The organism is Buttiauxella sp. WJP83 (assembly GCF_027594725.1).
Taxonomy (GTDB): domain Bacteria; phylum Pseudomonadota; class Gammaproteobacteria; order Enterobacterales; family Enterobacteriaceae; genus Buttiauxella; species Buttiauxella selenatireducens.
Window position 1 is genome coordinate 2,638,473 of record NZ_CP110080.1, and the last position, 16,443, is coordinate 2,654,915.

Consider the following 16,443-nt stretch of genomic DNA (forward strand, 5'->3'; position numbering starts at 1 on the left):
GGAAAAGTGGTAGCGATGAAATGAAAATGGGGCTTTCCACGAGACTGGAAAACCCCATTCAGTGATGTGCAGTTATCAGGCAGAGGCTAACGATTCTGACTGACGTGCCGCACGAATATTTTTAATCAGCAGGCCGGAAATAATAATACCTGCGCAAGCAAACACCGCCATCAAACCAAACACGATTTGATAACCCAGCAGACCCGGTTGTGAATCTAGAATGTAACCATACAGGCTGTAGCAGAACATGGCAGGGGCATAGCCAATAAAGCTACCCAGCGCCATCGCCGCACCGGTATTTTTCTCACTGATACCCGCCTCACCGATAGGCGCAAAGAACACCGCACGTTGAGTAAAGATCACCGCACCAAACAGTAAAGTACAAGCCATACCCAAATAAACTGGCATCTGTTCATGCGGTAATAAAATAAGACCGACCAATGCGATAGCACTAATAATAAAGGTATAGAACAGATATTTACTTGGGGATTGTAAAACTTTATCCGCAATTAACCCACCAATCGGGCCGCCGACCATCTTCAGGCAATATTGGTTAATAATCCCGTACGCCCCTACCAACGCAATCGGAAGTGCGTAGACATTTCTTAGGAATGGGATAAAGAAGGTCAAGCCACAATATACGGCGTAAACACAGAACACACTGAAGGCAATGAGCCAAACGGTTTTGTTTTTTAATACGCCACCCAATCCAGGACGGCTCTCTTTATTAGCCTCTTGCTCTTTTTTAGCCACTTGCTCTTCAGGGCTTTCTTTCAATACAAAGAGAATCACGACACCCACAACGATCGCAATAAACGAGTAGAAGAGAATAGCCGCTTTAAAGCCGAAATAGTCGCTGCCAAACCAGGTGAATACTGCCAGGGCGCTGAACGCAATAATGGTATCAACGATGCCTCGTCCTGTTTCGAAGAAGCCAAACAGTCGCCCTTGTTGCGTGTTGTCTCCAAGTAAACTCACCGACTTCAACAGTACCGGCCAGTTCAGCATGTCACAGGTCACGCCGAACAGTGCCCAGACAAAGAGGATCCCCCAGTAGCCAGGCATCGTCGACAGATAAACGCCGAGCAAACCGGTGGCAATCAACGAGAAAGACATGGTAAACCGACGTGGCAAACGGTCGGAAAAGTAGATCGATAAGAAGAAACCAATGGTCGTGACAATCGAGTTAACCGACATCGCGTTGCCGATCTCCCCATTGGTCAGATGAAAATACTCCTGCATCGGGACATAAAATGCGTCTTTCAATGACGGCAATTTATATATTGTCCCACCACACAGAACCAATAAGCTAAATATGGTCCATCTTTTTTTAGTTAGCATAAAACACCTACCCCTGGAATAGCGGAATTAATTATTTATTTGAAAGTTCAGTCATCTCACAAACGGTGAGAGTTCTGAGTTTATACGTTTCGGATAATTTATTGTTTTAAAACAGCCAGGGCATCTTTATTGAGAGAATCAAGAATATTACGCACATGACGTATTTGATTCATTGCATCATCGATCTCTTTATTCAATCTTTCTTCAAGCCCGGATGTAGGTAAAGGCGTTTCACTCATCTCACGCAAGGGAATCCACGGATTACTGTCTTCATTGGTAAAACGAAATGCCGGTGCATAATAATCCACTTCTTCCTCAAGACCGAATGCCGTGACTTGTGGTTTATCTTCACCTAAACAGACTAATTGCAGGAGTAATTCTTTAAACGGTAATTCACCCTGTCCGGAAATACAGGCTGTATGTCCGCGCCCTTGGCCTTCGTGATTAATTAATGCATCTTTGATATGCACCTGGGTAATTTCTTTGCCCATCACCGCTAATGCGTCAAGCGGTTCTTCGTTGGCATTAATCATATTGGCAAAATCAAACAGCAGGGATAACTGCGGGAAGTCGGCTTGTTGAACCAACTGCACCAGCTCATGACTTTGCAAATCTTCATGTTGCTCAAGGGTAAATGTCAGGCCGCTGTGCTGGTATTGCTTTTTAATGTACTGAATATCTTTGGCAATGATCTCCATGACCTCAGAGAGCGAGCCTTCATAACGCGGGTAAAAACGCACAGAAGTTGCGCCCGATTTCAGCGCAATATTCACCGCTTCATCGATGGTTTTCGCGTCCGATGCACTGGTTTCGATATGAACATCCAGTCCTAACTGGCGTGCTTTCGCCGCAAAACGGTCCAGTCGCTCGTCGCTGGCATGTCTTAGCGACTGGCTTTCGCCATCCACGACATGAATTTTTACGCCTTTCAATTGCTGCTGGCTGGCGATATCCAGCAGATCTTCCGGCAGGATTTTTTCCATCCGCATATTTAAATGGAACGCATAAGCGTGCAGATACAGAGGCAGATCTGCGACACGCTCAACAATTTTTGTAGCCTGGATGCTATCCATGGTAACTCCTATAAATCGATAAAAAATTCTACAGATTCAAAACGCCAATATTCGATATCAACCTGAATAACGTGCCCGACTTCGTCAGAACGGTACTTTTCAACACGTATAGACGGGGTGCCTGGTGTGCCGCCCATCCCTTTACATGCGCCCACCGAAAGCCGTGTCGGTTTAAACGCTAAATGCTGCGTGCGCGAGGTTTTGCCAAAGGCTTCTTGCCACACGTCGACAAAAGAACGGTCGCCTAACTTGTCGATAAACCCTGGGGCAAACTGTGCGTTGATAAATGTTTCGTGATAGAAAACTTTATGGTTATCAAGCGCTCCCCATCCGCTGATTTTGTAAATCTCATCACCGTCTTGCACCTTCAACAGCGACAGAATTTCCGGCTCAGCACTATAAATTCGCTCTTTTTCCAGAAATCCCCAGGAGGGTAAACGCCCCTGTTCCAGCGCGGCCTGCTTGAAACTGGTGGAGGTATTCGGGCTGTATTTGAAACATGGCAAGGCAACAAACCAGCCACGACGATCCTTACGAAAGATCTTCTCTTCCCCTTCGAGGAACAACAACGCCTGACGTAACGTCATACGCTTGATGCCGAGTAACTCTTCCAGTTCACGTTCGGAAGGTAATTTACCGCCCGGCTGGACAACACCTTTGTTGAGCCATTCGTTAAGCATCTCTTTTGCGGCTTCGACCGTTGAGGTGTTTTTCATGTTTGAACCCATTTGGTTTAAACCAGATTTTCCGTCACGGTACTCTCAGCTAACGAGTGTGACAATGGTCCCTGGGGGAGTAGATATTCTAAATGTGAGGTTTCTCTCAGAATAAAGTCGGACGAGGGGGTTTTTCAGGCAAAAAAAAGCGCGGACTTAGCCGCGCAAGGGATAACCAAAAGGTCAATCGGTTAAAAATTACTTTGATGATTTACGCCCATAAACGACCCAGGTAATCACCACACAGACGATGTAAAACACGAGGAAGACTTTCATTGCGCCCGCCGGAGAACCGGTCAAAGCCAGCGATGTACCAAATGCTTTAGGGATGAAGAACCCGCCTACCGCACCGATCGCTGAGATAAACCCTAACGCGGCAGCAGTATCGGTCGCCGCTTCACGCAACGCTCGTTCTTCTGTTCCGCCCTGCGCTTTCACGCGGTCCATCGTCAATTTACGGAAGATAACCGAGATCATCTGGAAGGTGGAACCGCTCCCCAAACCTGCCGTCAGGAACAGCATCAGGAACACACCGAAGAAGGCGATGAAGTTACCGCCCACACCGTTGTGTGGCAGCGTGGTGAATAACAGCGCACTGAATACCGCCATGAACACAAAGTTAATCAGTGACACTTTCGTCCCGCCAAAGCGGTCGGAGATTGCGCCACCCGCTGAACGCGCCAGAGCACCAAATAGCGGGCCGAAGAAGGCAAAGTGCAGAATGTTAATGTCCGGGAACTGGGTTTTTGCCAGCATCGCAAAACCGGCAGAAAAACCGATAAACGAACCAAACGTCGCCAGATACAGCACGCCCATAATCCACAGATGAGCGCGCTTGAGTACCGGCAATTGCGCTTTCAGAGAGGCTTTCGAGGTCGCCAGGTCATTCATACCAAACCAGGCGGCAAGGGTTAAAATCGCCAGCAACGGCACCCACACCCAGGCGGCGTTCTCCAGGAACAGCATGGTGCCATCCGCTTGCTCAACGCCGGTTCCGCCAAATACCGCGAACATGGAAAGCGAAATCACCAGCGGAGCCACTAACTGCATGACACTCACGCCGAGATTACCCAGGCCACCGTTAATACCCAGTGCGCCACCCTGTTTTGCTTTCGGGAAGAAGAAGCTAATGTTCGCCATGCTGGAGGCAAAGTTTGCCCCTGCAAAACCACACAGCAGCGCGATGATGATGAACACGCCAAATGGCGTCGCCGGGTTTTGCACCGCAAAACCTAACCAGACACAAGGGATAATCAAAATCCCGGTGCTGAACGCCGTCCAGCGACGACCGCCGAAGACCGGTACCATGAAGGAGTAAGGCACACGCAATAAGGCGCCAGAAACAGACGGCAGCGCAGTCAGCATAAACAGTTGATCGGTGGAGAAGTTGAAACCCACTTTATTCAGGTTAACCGCGACCGCACTAAACAGCATCCACACGCAGAACGCTAACAATAAGCAGGGTACGGAAATCCATAAGTTGCGGCTGGCAATGCCATGGCCCTTACTTTGCCAAAATGCAGGTTCCTCTGGCCGCCATTCGGTAATGAGCGAACCCGATTTTGGGCTTTGTTCGGGAGACTGAGACATAAACACCTCAAAAATTGTGAGAGTAATTGCCGTCACATTAGGTGCTAATGGGGAATAAAAATTGATGTGAATCAAGGGATAAACCATCTGAATCATGCCTAAAAATTGACCATCATTCTTTATGGGTAATGATAAATCATGAAAATAGTGTGGTTTTTCACATGGCTGAACCACCCTGCTAATCTCCTTACACCTCGAGATGCTACCTATGGCTATTTGTGGGTAATCCTTAATGGGTATGGGTATACTCCAGGGGATGTTTGAGAATACGCGCATTCTTTGTCCGCCCAGGAGCTCACCTCACGATGCTAAAACGCCTGCTGTCCCCTCTCACCTTGTTTAACCAACTGGCATTGATTGTGCTGCTGTTGGCGCTGCTGGGTGTCGCGGGAATGAGTCTTGCGGGTTGGTTGGCTCAGGGTATTCAGGGCAACGCGCACGCGATCAATAAAGCCGGCTCGATGCGTATGCAAAGCTATCGCCTGCTGGCCGCCGTTCCACTCACCGACAAAGACAGTGCTCTGCTGGATGAGATGGAAAAAACCACCTGGAGCGATGACCTGAAAGAGGCAGCAGAACAGGACGGGCAACAGGATCAATTAGCCGCGCTGCAACATTACTGGCGCGAAGCGTTAGAGCCCGCCCTGCGTCGTGCCACCAATGCCGAACAGGTTAAACCCCACGTAGCGGGTTTCGTCGGGCGCATTGACCAACTGGTCACCACGTTTGATCACACCACCGAACTGCGTTTGCAACGGATTATCCAGCTACAACTGGGTATGGCCGCGTTAATGGGTTTGTTGATAATTTTCACCGTCATCTGGTTACGCAAACGCCTGCTGCGCCCGTGGCGAAAACTCCTGGCGATGGCGCAAGCCATTGGGCAGCGTGACTTCACCCATCGCGTCAATGTGCGGGGGCGAAATGAGATGGCGACGCTGGGTGTTGCGTTAAACAGTATGTCGGCAGAACTGGCAGAAAGTTACGCAAGCCTTGAGCAGCGTGTGCGCGAGAAAACCGCCGGGCTTGAGCAAAAAAACCAGATGCTGTCCTTTCTCTATCAGGCTAATCGCCGCTTACACTCGCAGGCTCCACTGTGTCAGCGCCTCTCCCCGGTCCTTAGCGATTTACAGCATTTGACGCCGCTGCGTAATCTCGAACTGCGGGTCTACGAGTATGAAGACGAAGAGAACTACGAAGAGTATACCTACCAGCCCGACAGCAGCTGTGAAGCCAGCGGTTGCCATCTTTGCCCACGCGAACCCATCCCAGAGCCTTGCGAGACCACACCGCAAAAATGGCGATTAACCGATAACCATATTCAATACGGTCTGGTGCTGGCGCAGTTACCGCTGGGCAGCAGCCTGACGCACGACCAACAGCAATTAGTGCTGACGCTGATGGAGCAACTGACAGCCACCCTCGCGCTGGAGCGTCAGTATGAACGTCAACAGCAACTGGTGGTCATGGAGGAGCGATCCGCTATTGCGCGCGAATTACACGACTCCATCGCCCAGTCGCTCTCCTGCCTGAAGATGCAGGTCAGCTGTTTGCAAATGCAGGGGGCTACGCTGCCCCCAGAGATGCAGACACTCCTCGGCCAGATGCGTAGCGAACTGAACACTTCATGGCGCCAGCTGCGCGAATTATTGACCACCTTCCGTCTGCAACTGACCGAGCCTGGATTGCGGCCGGCGCTCGAAGAGAGTTGTCGCGAATTTAGTGAAAAACTCGGTTTCCCGGTGGTCCTCGATTATCAGGTCCCGCCGCGTCTGGTGCCCTCACATCAGGCGATTCATCTGGTGCAAATCGCCCGTGAAGCCTTGAATAACTGCCTGAAACACGCCAACGCCACAGCATGTGGGGTAAGCGTGATACACCGCGAGAATCAAATGACCTTAACCATATGGGATAACGGTTGTGGTATCCCCGACAACGGTGAACGCCGCAATCACTACGGACTGATTATTATGCGAGACCGCGCACAGAGCCTGAAAGGTGACTGCCAGGTGCTTGCCCGCCCAGGCGGCGGTACTCAAGTCGTCGTGAGTTTTATCCCCGAAATAGCCACAGGAGCCCATCATGAGTAACCCGGAAGCCTCGACCATTTTGCTAATCGACGATCATCCGATGCTGCGTACTGGCGTTAAACAATTGATCAGTATGGCGCCGGAACTGGCCGTCGTGGGCGAAGCAGGCAATGGCGCGCAAGGCGTACTGCTGGCGGAGGAGCTCGACCCCGATCTGATTCTGCTGGATTTGAATATGCCGGGCATGAACGGCCTGGAAACGCTGGATTGCCTGCGTGAAAAACCGCTTTCTGGCCGCATTGTGGTCTTTAGCGTCTCAAACCATGAAGAAGATGTGGTCACCGCGCTGAAGAGAGGAGCCGATGGTTATTTGTTGAAAGACATGGAGCCGGAAGATTTACTCAAGGCCCTGCAACAAGCCGCCGCGGGCGAGATGGTACTGAGCGAAGCGCTAACGCCAGTGCTGGCCGCAAGTTTACGCGCCAACCGCGCCACTTCTGACCGCGATGTGAACCTTCTGACCCCGCGTGAGCGCGATATTCTCAAGCTGATCGCCCAGGGTTTGCCGAACAAAATGATCGCCCGTCGCCTCGACATCACGGAAAGCACAGTGAAAGTTCACGTAAAGCATCTGCTTAAAAAGATGAAGCTCAAATCCCGCGTAGAAGCGGCAGTTTGGGTGCACCAGGATCGTATTTTCTGATTGCGTGTGTCATCGATGAACGGTGGATGCCGCGGCTATTCGGGTAATAACTCGTAACGCGGATCGTTAAGCGGATCCACCCGCAGCGGTTCGGCCATTTTCAACGTAATCCAGTTAGACGTGACTTTCTGGCCTTTATCATCCTCGATAACCACAGACAGACGGTATTCGTGCGGCCCCTGCTCACTCCATGCAGGCATAATCATGCTCCAGCCGTTGGTATCACGATTATTGGCAGGTGGCGTCAAACTCAGATCCTGCGTGTCGCCCAGCCAGATGATGCTACGAATTTTGTGACTGGCGCGGATTTGTAACTTGAGTTCCACCGTTTCGCCAGGCTGTAATTCCCAGGGAGGCGTGGCCAAAAAGACCGACAAGGTTTTACGTTGGCGATACTCCAGCACCGGCAGCGAATCCCGCTCCACGCTGTCATACCGACTGCCGCGCAGCGAACTGGTGGTCGCCACTTCAGCGGCCGAAAGCTGTTTGCTCACCGGTACGCCAAAACGATAGTTGACTTTCAGCCCCAGGTTATCCTGCGACACACCACTCTCCCCCTGTTTATGCTGGGCTGTGAGCGTAACGAGCGGGATCGGGGTGTAATTCAGCCCCATCGTCACCGCCACAGGGTTGCGATAACCGGTGCCGCTATCAAACAGATCAACACTGTCACCAAAATATTTCTCGAAACTCAGACTGGTATTGATGTGTCGATAAAAAGGTAGCCAGGCTTGTGCGGTCACGTCGTAGCCCCGCGCAAGGCGCTGCTCCAGCGTTTCGCTGTCGCCTTCCTGCCAGCCATTGAGCGGCTGATAAAAGTTTGCCGAAAGACGTAAATATTCACCCCATGCTTCAGCGCCTAACCCTGCGCGTTGCAAATGAGTGGAAAGCTGATGGTCATAAAAAGCGTTGTAGCCCAACAACCACTGCCCGGCGACCCAACGCTGCCCCGCGCCGAAGTTGCCAATCATGCCGTCATCCTGTTGAGCAAAACCGACCTGACTCCAGGTCAGATAACGATTGTTATCTTCCCAGGGGCTAAACAGCGAGGCGCTGCTGCCGTCCCAGTTGCCGTGTTCATCCACCAGCAAATTGATGTTGGCTTTGCCCCAGGGGGATAACAACGATTCCGCTTCGTTGGTGACCTTGTCAGTTAACACATCGCGCAGGCGGGCAAAAGCGAACATCCGCGCCTGCTCGCCTGAATCCAGCCCATCATCCAACATACTGGCTTCACCGAACTTCTTTGCCATCGCGGCGATTTCACGCGCAGCGGCATCGCTTTCTGGGGCAAGGCCCATATCGGGCAGTTGTTCGGTGGTTTGGTCGAAAGGATTTTCAGCTTGCTCAATAAAGGTCTGCCGGGTGCTGGCAGCCCCTCCCGCGCTGAGGAGTGCATATGACAGGGTAAAAAACGGAACGGCTTTTCTAAACATCTGGAAATTATAACATCTCAACCCTGCAAATCACGCCAAAAGGGGTAAACACAGATTACTCCTGAAATGCTTTCGTCATATGTCGAAGGTCTTAGCGAGCAGCGTTTTCAGTTCAGGGACACACGAACCGCATTGGGTTCCGCAGCGCAGTTTCTCACCGAGCAGGGTCACCGAATGGCAGCCCGACGCGATAGCGAGCGTAATCGATTTCTCCCCGACGCTAAAACAGCTGCACACGGTGCGACCGGCATCAACGAGGGTTCCCGCCGCTTTTCCCCCCAGCAAAAGATGGCGCTCCTGTGCCGTTTGCGGCGCGGTTTCAAATCCCGAAACCACCGAAGTGGCGTAAATATCTGGCCATGTTGTCGCGCTGTAAAACGCCAGTTGCAGCTCACCAGCGTGCCAGGCGAGCACGTTATACAGCGCACTATTTCCCCGGGCATACTGCAACTGCCAGCCTCTGGCAGCACACAGCGTTTCAATCCACGACTCAGGCGGTGTGTCCGCGGCGCACAGAAAATGGTGTACGCCTACAGAAGCCTGACGCCACCACTGAATATCGTCCGTAAACGCTATCTGATTGCGGGCAAATATTTCTCCCCGCCATGACGGCTGCCAGCGTTGAATACGCACCGCCGTTTGTTTGCTTTCCGGCTGGCCGGAATGAGGACAACACACACTCGCCACCAGGCTATTCAACTGCCCTTTGCGGGCAAACTGTTGACTCCAGTGCATGGGGATAAACACATTGCCGGGCAGCTGGTTTTCACTCTCCTGAACACGCGCCACCATTCCCCCCAGCCTTGAGACCACTCTCACCAACCCATCATTAGTGACGCCGTAACGTTTTGCATCGAGTGGATGAATATCCAATAGCGGCATATTGATATGCTGCATTAAACGAGGAACGCGCCCCGTACGTGTCATGGTATGCCACTGATCGCGGATCCGTCCGCTGTTGAGGATCAGCGGATAGTGAGCATCAGCAACAGCCTGCGGTAATTCCGGTTCGACCGGCACCATCTGGAATTTGCCATTGGGTCGCCAGCTTTTTAAGGGCTGATGACCCTGCGCGGTAACGGGCCAACGAACCGGCTCGAGCGCGTCGTACTGCTCACGACTCAGATTTGCCAGCCCGCTGATATCAAATGCGCGAGAGCCATTATTTTCAAAACCGGAAAGCGCCGCATGCTCGCTGAAAATGTCGTGCGGATGCTGCCAGTTAAAGGCATCACGATAGCCCAGACGTTGCGCAATTTGCGCCAGTATCCACCAGTCTGCCCGGGCCTCGCCCGCTGCGGACATAAATGCACGCTGGCGTGAAATCCGGCGTTCAGAGTTGGTGACCGTACCGTTCTTCTCACCCCACGCCAGCGCCGGGAATCTGACCGACGCGTAACGCGACGTGTCCGTCTCACGCACCACGTCAGAGACGATCACCAGCGGGCAGTTCGCCAGCGCCTGCTCTACACGCGACGCATCGGGCAGCGAAACCACTGGATTCGTGCCCATTATCCATACCGCTTTGACTTCGCCGCGCCCGATAGCGGCAAACAGTTCCACCGCCATCAGCCCCGGCGTTTGGGCAATGCGTTCACTCCCCCAGAAACGCCCTAGCCTGGCAATATCTGCAGCATCAAAATTCATATGGCTGGCCAGTTGATTCGCCAGGCCACCCACCTCGCGCCCCCCCATTGCATTTGGCTGTCCGGTCAGCGAAAACGGGCCGCACCCTTCCCGCCCAATCTTGCCACTCGCCAGATGGACGTTGATTATCGCGTTGCATTTGTCGCTACCGCTCGAGGATTGATTAATTCCCATGGTGTAAAGCGTCATGGCGCGATCGCACTGACTGAACCATTGCCACAACGTCTGCACATCATCCTGATTGAGCTGACAAAAGTCGGCGGTTTTGGCCAGATCCCAGCTTTCAGCACAGCCCAACGCCGCACTTTGTCCATCAAACTGTCCGGCAATCAGGGGTTGTTGTTGGTGCAGATAATTCAACAAGCCGACAAACAGTGCGGCATCGCTGCCAGGTCGCAGCGCCAGGTGCAAATCCGCGATGTCGCAGGTCGCGGTACGGCGCGGGTCGATGACGACAATTTTCATGCCCGGACGCTGTTGTTTAGCGTGCACCAGGCGTTGATACAGTACCGGATGCGCCCAGGCCGCATTAGAGCCGGTCAATATCACCAGGTCGGTTTGTTCCAGGTCTTCATAGCGACACGGAACGTAATCTGCGCCAAATGCGCGTTTGTAGCCCACCACGGCTGAAGACATACACAACCGTGAATTGGTGTCGATATTGGCCGCGCCGATGAATCCCTTCATCAGCTTATTCGCAACGTAATAGTCTTCGGTCAGCAGCTGACCGGAGGCATAAAACGCCACCGCTTTCGGGCCGAACTCTTCAATAATGGCATTCAGCCGTCGCGCCGTTTCATCCAGTGCCGCACTCCATTCCACGCGTTCGCCGTTAACTTCGGGATACAGCAAACGCCCCTCTTGCCCCAGCGTTTCGCCGAGTGCTGCGCCCTTCACGCATAACCGTCCAAAATTTGCGGGATGCTGTTTGTCGCCGCGTATGTCGAAGGTTCCGGCTGCGGTTTGCTCAGCTTCAACGCCGCACCCAACCCCGCAATAAGGGCATGTTGAACGCACCGCGCATTTCATGATGCCACCGCACGCATAATCAGCGCCTGATTCCCCACCCACACGGTGCCCTGTTCGACTTTTACCGGCCACGCACGAACGGCCCGTTCACCGTCAGGCGTGCATCCATCGCACAAACGAATTCGGTGTTTATACAGTGGGGAAATCACAATCGGCTCGCCGCTGGCGTCACCCACAATCCCGCGTGACAGCACGTTAGCATCGCTACCCGGCTCGAGATTATCGAGGGCGTAAATCGTCTCTCCTATGCGGAACAGGGCGATTTGATGCTCGCCCAGGCGTGCGCCAATGCCGGCCTGGGCTGGGATCGCGTTAATATCACATACCGCCTGCCACGGTTTTGTCGGAAGCCGTGCTTGCGGGTGAGTCACCTCATTGACGGGCTGGCGTTGCTGGCGCAGGTTCTGGCGCTGTACCGCTTCGTCCGGTGTATCGCTGTTAACGTATGAGCGAAACAGTGCCAGTCTGTCCGGGCTGTTGAGCGTGGTTTGCCATTCGCACTGGTAGGTTTCCACCACGTGACCCATCTCTTTTTCCAGCGCGTCGGTCAGGCCTAAGCTGTCGTGCAAAATTACCTCTCGCAGATAGTCAATGCCACCTTCAAGGTTATCCATCCAGGTACTGGTGCGCTGCAAACGGTCGGCGGTGCGGATGTAAAACATCAGCAAGCAGTCGATGGTGCGAATCAGGGTTTCACGATCCAGATCGCTGGCAAACAAATCCGCATGCCGCGGCTTCATGCCTCCGTTACCGCAGACATAGAGATTCCAGCCTTTGTCGGTGGCAATCACTCCGATGTCTTTGCTTTGTGCTTCGGCGCATTCACGCGTACAGCCAGAGACCGCCATTTTGATTTTGTGCGGGGAGCGCAGCCCCTTGTAACGGTTTTCCAGCTCAATCGCGAGGCCTGTCGAGTCCTGCACGCCGTAACGGCACCACGTCGAACCCACGCACGATTTCACCGTGCGTAACGACTTTCCGTAGGCATGACCGGTTTCAAATCCCGCCGCAACCAATTCTGCCCAAATCGCTGGCAGCTCTTCCAGGCGTGCGCCAAATAAGTCTATGCGCTGGCCGCCGGTTATTTTGCTGTACAACTGATAACGCTTTGCCACCTGGCCGATAGCAATCAGCCCGTCCGGGGTAATTTCCCCCGCAGGTACGCGTGGAACAATGGAGTAAGTGCCGTCTTTCTGGATGTTGGCAAAATAGCGGTCATTGGTGTCCTGTAGTGGCAAATGCGCCGGTTTCAGCAGGTATTCATTCCAGCATGATGCCAGCACGGAAGCCGCCAGCGGTTTGCAGATTTCGCAGCCATGACCGTGGCCGTAGCGGCTAATCAACTGTTCAAAACTGCGGATGTGGTTGACGCGCACCAGGTGATAAATCTCTTGCCGCGAGTACGGGAAGTGTTCGCAGATGTCCTTTTTCACCTCCACACCCTGCTGTTGTAGCTGGTACTCCAGCACCTGTTTCACCAGCGCCGAACACCCCCCGCAGCCCGTCGCCGCTTTGGTGCAGGATTTAATCGCGCCCATGTCCCCTGCGCCCTGGTTCACTGCGGAACAAATATCCGCCTTGCTGACGTTATGGCACGAGCAAATCTGCGCCGTATCGGGCAACGCCGCCACACCTAAGCCCTTTGGTACACTCCCCGCGGTTGCAGGCAAAATCAGGCTTTCGGGTTGAGCGGGCAAAGGCATGGCGTTGAGCATCATTTGCAGCAGTTGCGCATATTCACTACTGTCGCCCACCAACACACCTCCCAGCAGAGTTTTGTGGTCGCCAGAAACCACGATCTTTTTGTAGATTTGCTGCGGGCCGTTTGTCCACTGGTAACTCTGGCTGCCTGGCGTGCGCCCGTGAGCGTCTCCAAATGAGGCCACGTCTATACCGAGCAGCTTCAGTTTGGTGCTCATATCCGCGCCGTGGAACGCGGACTCAATCCCGGCAAGTGTCGCCGCCGTGACGCGTGCCATCTGGTAACCGGGTGCGACGAGGCCAAAGATTTTCCCTTCCCACAACGCACACTCACCGATGGCGTAAATCGCGCTGTCGCTGGTCTGGCAGTGATCATTGATCACAATCCCGCCGCGCTCACCAACGGCCAGGTTTCCGCTTTTCGCCAAGGCATCTTGCGGGCGAATACCGGCGGAAAAGACAATTAAGTCGGTGCTCAGCGTTTCGCCATCGGCGAAATTGAGTTGCAGGCCACTCTCAACCTCAGTAATCGCCGTGGTGGATTTGCTGGTATGCACCTGAACACCGATATCGCTAATTTTCTCTCGCAACATCGCGGCACCCGCGTTATCGAGCTGTACCGCCATTAAGTTGGGGGCAAACTCCACCACGTGCGTTTCCAGGCCAAGCTGTTTGAGGGCGTTTGCCGCTTCCAGCCCCAGCAAACCACCACCTATCACCACCCCACGCGTGGCGTGACGCGCACGTTCCGCAATGGCATCAAGATCGTCGAGCGTGCGATAGACAAAACAGCCGGGAAGCGTGTGGCCGGGGACGGGTGGGACAAAGGGATACGATCCGGTCGCCAGCACCAGTTTGTCCCAGAAAATTTCATGCCCCTGGTCGTCGCGCACCAGGCGTTGCTGACGGTCAATATCGACAATTTTGCTGTGACAACGCAGTTCAATGCCGTTTTCGTTAAAGAAATCCCCTTGTACCATCGACAGCGATTGCGCACTGCGACCCGCAAAATACTCCGAAAGATGGACACGATCGTAGGCCGGATGGCGCTCTTCACCGAACACCACAATGTGAAAGCGCAGGTGGAGTTGCTGCTCCACGCACTGCTCCAGAAAGTGATGCCCGACCATGCCGTGACCAATGACTACCAGCGTTTGTTTTGTCATGTCGTCATTTCCGGCAGCCAGCGGCTGCTCATCTGAGAGGAATTCATCAAACAGCACGGCAGGCGTAATCGGCGCTGCGCTGCATAAAATGTCGGTCAGAGCGTTGGCGGGCGCGATATCGCCCAGCAGTAAAGCGCCCACTAATTTGCCGCCGTGCAAATGGAGGCAACGATAGTGTTTTGCCAGGGGATCAAATGCGGTGAGTATCTGCGTATCCGGCCCGGCGTTGATGTCGCCTGCCGAAAACAGCGGAATGCCGCTAACTTTCAGGCGCGTGCCACGATCCTGATAGCAGAAGTCAGGGATGGGTTCAGCGCACAGACGAGCGGCGAGTACATCAGCCTGTTGCAGACACGGCGCCACCAGCCCCCACGTCTGCCCGTCTATTTCGCAGCATTCCCCTAACGCGCTGATGTGCGGAGTATCGCTACGCAGTTGCGCATCAACGGTAATACCGCGCTGGCAGGCAATTCCCGCTCGCAAGGCCAGCGAAATATTCGGTTTTACGCCGGTTGCGATAATCACCCGTCCGGCAGGCAATACGTCACCGTTGCTCAACACCACGCTATCTGTATTAATGCGTTCAATGCCGCAATTGAGCTGGCAGACAATGCCGCGCTCTGCGAGATGTTGCTCAAGCAGGACTCCGGCATCCTGATTAAGCTGAATGTCCATCAACCACGGCTGGCGGTGAACCAGCGTCACGGAGATGTCACGCGCACAAAGTGCGGCAGCCGCTTCAACACCCAGCAATCCGCCACCCAGCACCACGGCATTGCCTTCGCCTTGCAAAATAGTGTCAACGTCTGCCAGGGTGCGAAAACCGTGGACATGCGGCAGCGTGTGTCCCTCAATCGGCGGGATAAAGGGCAGCGACCCGGTAGCGAATACTAGTTCGTCATAATTAAGCGAGCGCTTTGCCGACCGCACCGTCTGTTGTTGGGTGTCCACGTCCAGCACGGCTTCGCCCGTGAAAAACTCAATGCCATGGGAAACATACCAGGCAGCATCGTGCAGTTGCATGGCACTGGCGGGCTTCTCACCCGCCAGCACCGGAGAGAGCAGAATGCGGTTATAGCTGAGCGTGGGTTCTTCGCCAAAAACCGTAATGGCAAAACGCCCCGCGGCCCGCGCCACAATCTGTTCGACCAGACGTATGGCGGCCATGCCGTTTCCGATAACAATCAGACGTTGCGGTTTCATAAGCGCCTCCTCAGGCAGCCTTCGGCTGTTTTTCGTAGAGAAAACGCAGCACCTGCTGGCGCAAATGGTGATAGCGACGATCTTCTGCCAGCTCCACGCGGTTGCGCGGGCGGGGCAAATCCACCAGCAATGTTTCACCCACCGTTGCCGCAGGGCCGTTGGTCATCATCAACACGCGATCGGAGAGCAGCACCGCTTCATCCACGTCATGGGTGATCAGCACAATAGTGGTGCGCAGCTCTTGCTGAATGTGCATCACCGCATCCTGTAAATGGGCGCGGGTCAGCGCGTCGAGCGCGCCGAAGGGTTCATCCATCAGCAGCACTTTTGGTTTCATCGCCAGTGCACGTGCAATACCTACCCGCTGCTTCATGCCGCCTGAAATTTCACCCGGGCGTTTATCAATGGCGTGACCCATTTGCACCCGCTCAAGGTTGTGAATGATCCATTCACGCCGCTCGGCACGACTCATGGTGCGGCGAAAAACCTGGTCTACCGCCAGTGCGACATTTTCAAAACAGGTCATCCATGGCAGCAGTGAATGGTTTTGAAACACCACCGCGCGTTCAGGACCAGGACCGGCAATTTCACGGTTGTCGCAAAGCAGCCCCCCTTCTGACGGCAACGTGATCCCGGCAATCAGGTTGAGCAGCGTGGATTTACCGCATCCTGAATGGCCAATCAGGCTGATGGTTTCCCCTTCTGCGATATCAAAACTGACATTGCTCAGTGCAATAAACTCACCGCTGGCGGTGGAAAAATGCTGGCTGACATTTTGAACCTGAATAATTTTCTTCATGTTTTTCCC

10 protein-coding genes are annotated in these 16,443 nt (G+C 53.7%); 2 read left to right on the forward strand and 8 right to left on the reverse strand.

Annotated elements, in window-relative coordinates:
- Positions 1-75: 75 nt before the first annotated feature.
- The 4 genes from OH773_RS12205 to narU all read right to left on the reverse strand — a co-directional run bounded on the left by OH773_RS12205 (position 76) and on the right by narU (position 4,720).
- Positions 76-1,341: an MFS transporter gene (locus OH773_RS12205; protein WP_270139002.1), complete on the reverse strand. Its 1,266-nt coding sequence runs from the start codon at positions 1,339-1,341 to the stop codon at positions 76-78.
- A 98-nt stretch (positions 1,342-1,439) separates the two neighbouring features.
- The gene (locus OH773_RS12210) at positions 1,440-2,414 is read right to left on the reverse strand and encodes a sugar phosphate isomerase/epimerase family protein (RefSeq protein WP_270139008.1); all 975 of its coding nucleotides are present in this window, start codon (positions 2,412-2,414) and stop codon (positions 1,440-1,442) included.
- A gap of 8 nt (positions 2,415-2,422) precedes the next feature.
- Entirely contained in the window at positions 2,423-3,130 is a 708-nt protein-coding gene (locus OH773_RS12215) for a GntR family transcriptional regulator (protein WP_270139010.1), read from the reverse strand.
- Positions 3,131-3,328: 198 nt separating this feature from the next.
- On the reverse strand, positions 3,329-4,720 hold the full coding sequence (gene narU, locus OH773_RS12220) for a nitrate/nitrite transporter NarU (RefSeq protein ID WP_270139013.1): 1,392 nt from the start codon (positions 4,718-4,720) through the stop codon (positions 3,329-3,331).
- A gap of 305 nt (positions 4,721-5,025) precedes the next feature.
- Here narU and narX point away from each other — a divergent pair, with 305 nt between their 5' ends.
- Positions 5,026-6,810, forward strand: coding sequence for a nitrate/nitrite two-component system sensor histidine kinase NarX (gene narX, locus OH773_RS12225; RefSeq protein WP_270139015.1), 1,785 nt, complete (start codon positions 5,026-5,028; stop codon positions 6,808-6,810).
- Positions 6,803-7,453, forward strand: coding sequence for a two-component system response regulator NarL (gene narL, locus OH773_RS12230; RefSeq protein ID WP_183271673.1), 651 nt, complete (start codon positions 6,803-6,805; stop codon positions 7,451-7,453). The genes narX and narL overlap by 8 nt, the downstream gene beginning before the upstream one ends.
- 35 nt (positions 7,454-7,488) lie before the next feature.
- Here narL and OH773_RS12235 read toward each other — a convergent pair whose 3' ends face one another.
- The 4 genes from OH773_RS12235 to OH773_RS12250 form a co-directional block, all read right to left on the reverse strand.
- Complete coding sequence (locus tag OH773_RS12235; protein WP_270139018.1) at positions 7,489-8,889, reverse strand: YchO/YchP family invasin; 1,401 nt, start codon at positions 8,887-8,889, stop codon at positions 7,489-7,491.
- Between the two features lie 75 nt (positions 8,890-8,964).
- On the reverse strand, positions 8,965-11,565 hold the full coding sequence (locus OH773_RS12240) for a nitrate reductase (protein ID WP_270139020.1): 2,601 nt from the start codon (positions 11,563-11,565) through the stop codon (positions 8,965-8,967).
- A complete protein-coding gene (nirB, locus tag OH773_RS12245) occupies positions 11,562-15,635 on the reverse strand; it encodes a nitrite reductase large subunit NirB (protein WP_270139022.1) in 4,074 nt (1,357 codons plus the stop codon). Before nirB ends, OH773_RS12240 begins: the two co-directional genes overlap by 4 nt.
- 10 nt (positions 15,636-15,645) lie before the next feature.
- A complete protein-coding gene (locus OH773_RS12250; RefSeq protein ID WP_183271677.1) occupies positions 15,646-16,434 on the reverse strand; it encodes an ABC transporter ATP-binding protein in 789 nt (262 codons plus the stop codon).
- Positions 16,435-16,443 lie beyond the last annotated feature (9 nt).

Coding starts and splice junctions, on each gene's coding strand:
- OH773_RS12205 (WP_270139002.1), bottom strand. CDS start 1,341: ATGCTAACTAAAAAAAGATGGACCATATTTAGCTTATTGGTTCTGTGT.
- OH773_RS12210 (WP_270139008.1), bottom strand. CDS start 2,414: ATGGATAGCATCCAGGCTACAAAAATTGTTGAGCGTGTCGCAGATCTG.
- OH773_RS12215 (WP_270139010.1), bottom strand. CDS start 3,130: ATGAAAAACACCTCAACGGTCGAAGCCGCAAAAGAGATGCTTAACGAA.
- narU (WP_270139013.1), bottom strand. CDS start 4,720: ATGTCTCAGTCTCCCGAACAAAGCCCAAAATCGGGTTCGCTCATTACC.
- narX (WP_270139015.1), top strand. CDS start 5,026: ATGCTAAAACGCCTGCTGTCCCCTCTCACCTTGTTTAACCAACTGGCA.
- narL (WP_183271673.1), top strand. CDS start 6,803: ATGAGTAACCCGGAAGCCTCGACCATTTTGCTAATCGACGATCATCCG.
- OH773_RS12235 (WP_270139018.1), bottom strand. CDS start 8,889: ATGTTTAGAAAAGCCGTTCCGTTTTTTACCCTGTCATATGCACTCCTC.
- OH773_RS12240 (WP_270139020.1), bottom strand. CDS start 11,565: ATGAAATGCGCGGTGCGTTCAACATGCCCTTATTGCGGGGTTGGGTGC.
- nirB (WP_270139022.1), bottom strand. CDS start 15,635: ATGAAACCGCAACGTCTGATTGTTATCGGAAACGGCATGGCCGCCATA.
- OH773_RS12250 (WP_183271677.1), bottom strand. CDS start 16,434: ATGAAGAAAATTATTCAGGTTCAAAATGTCAGCCAGCATTTTTCCACC.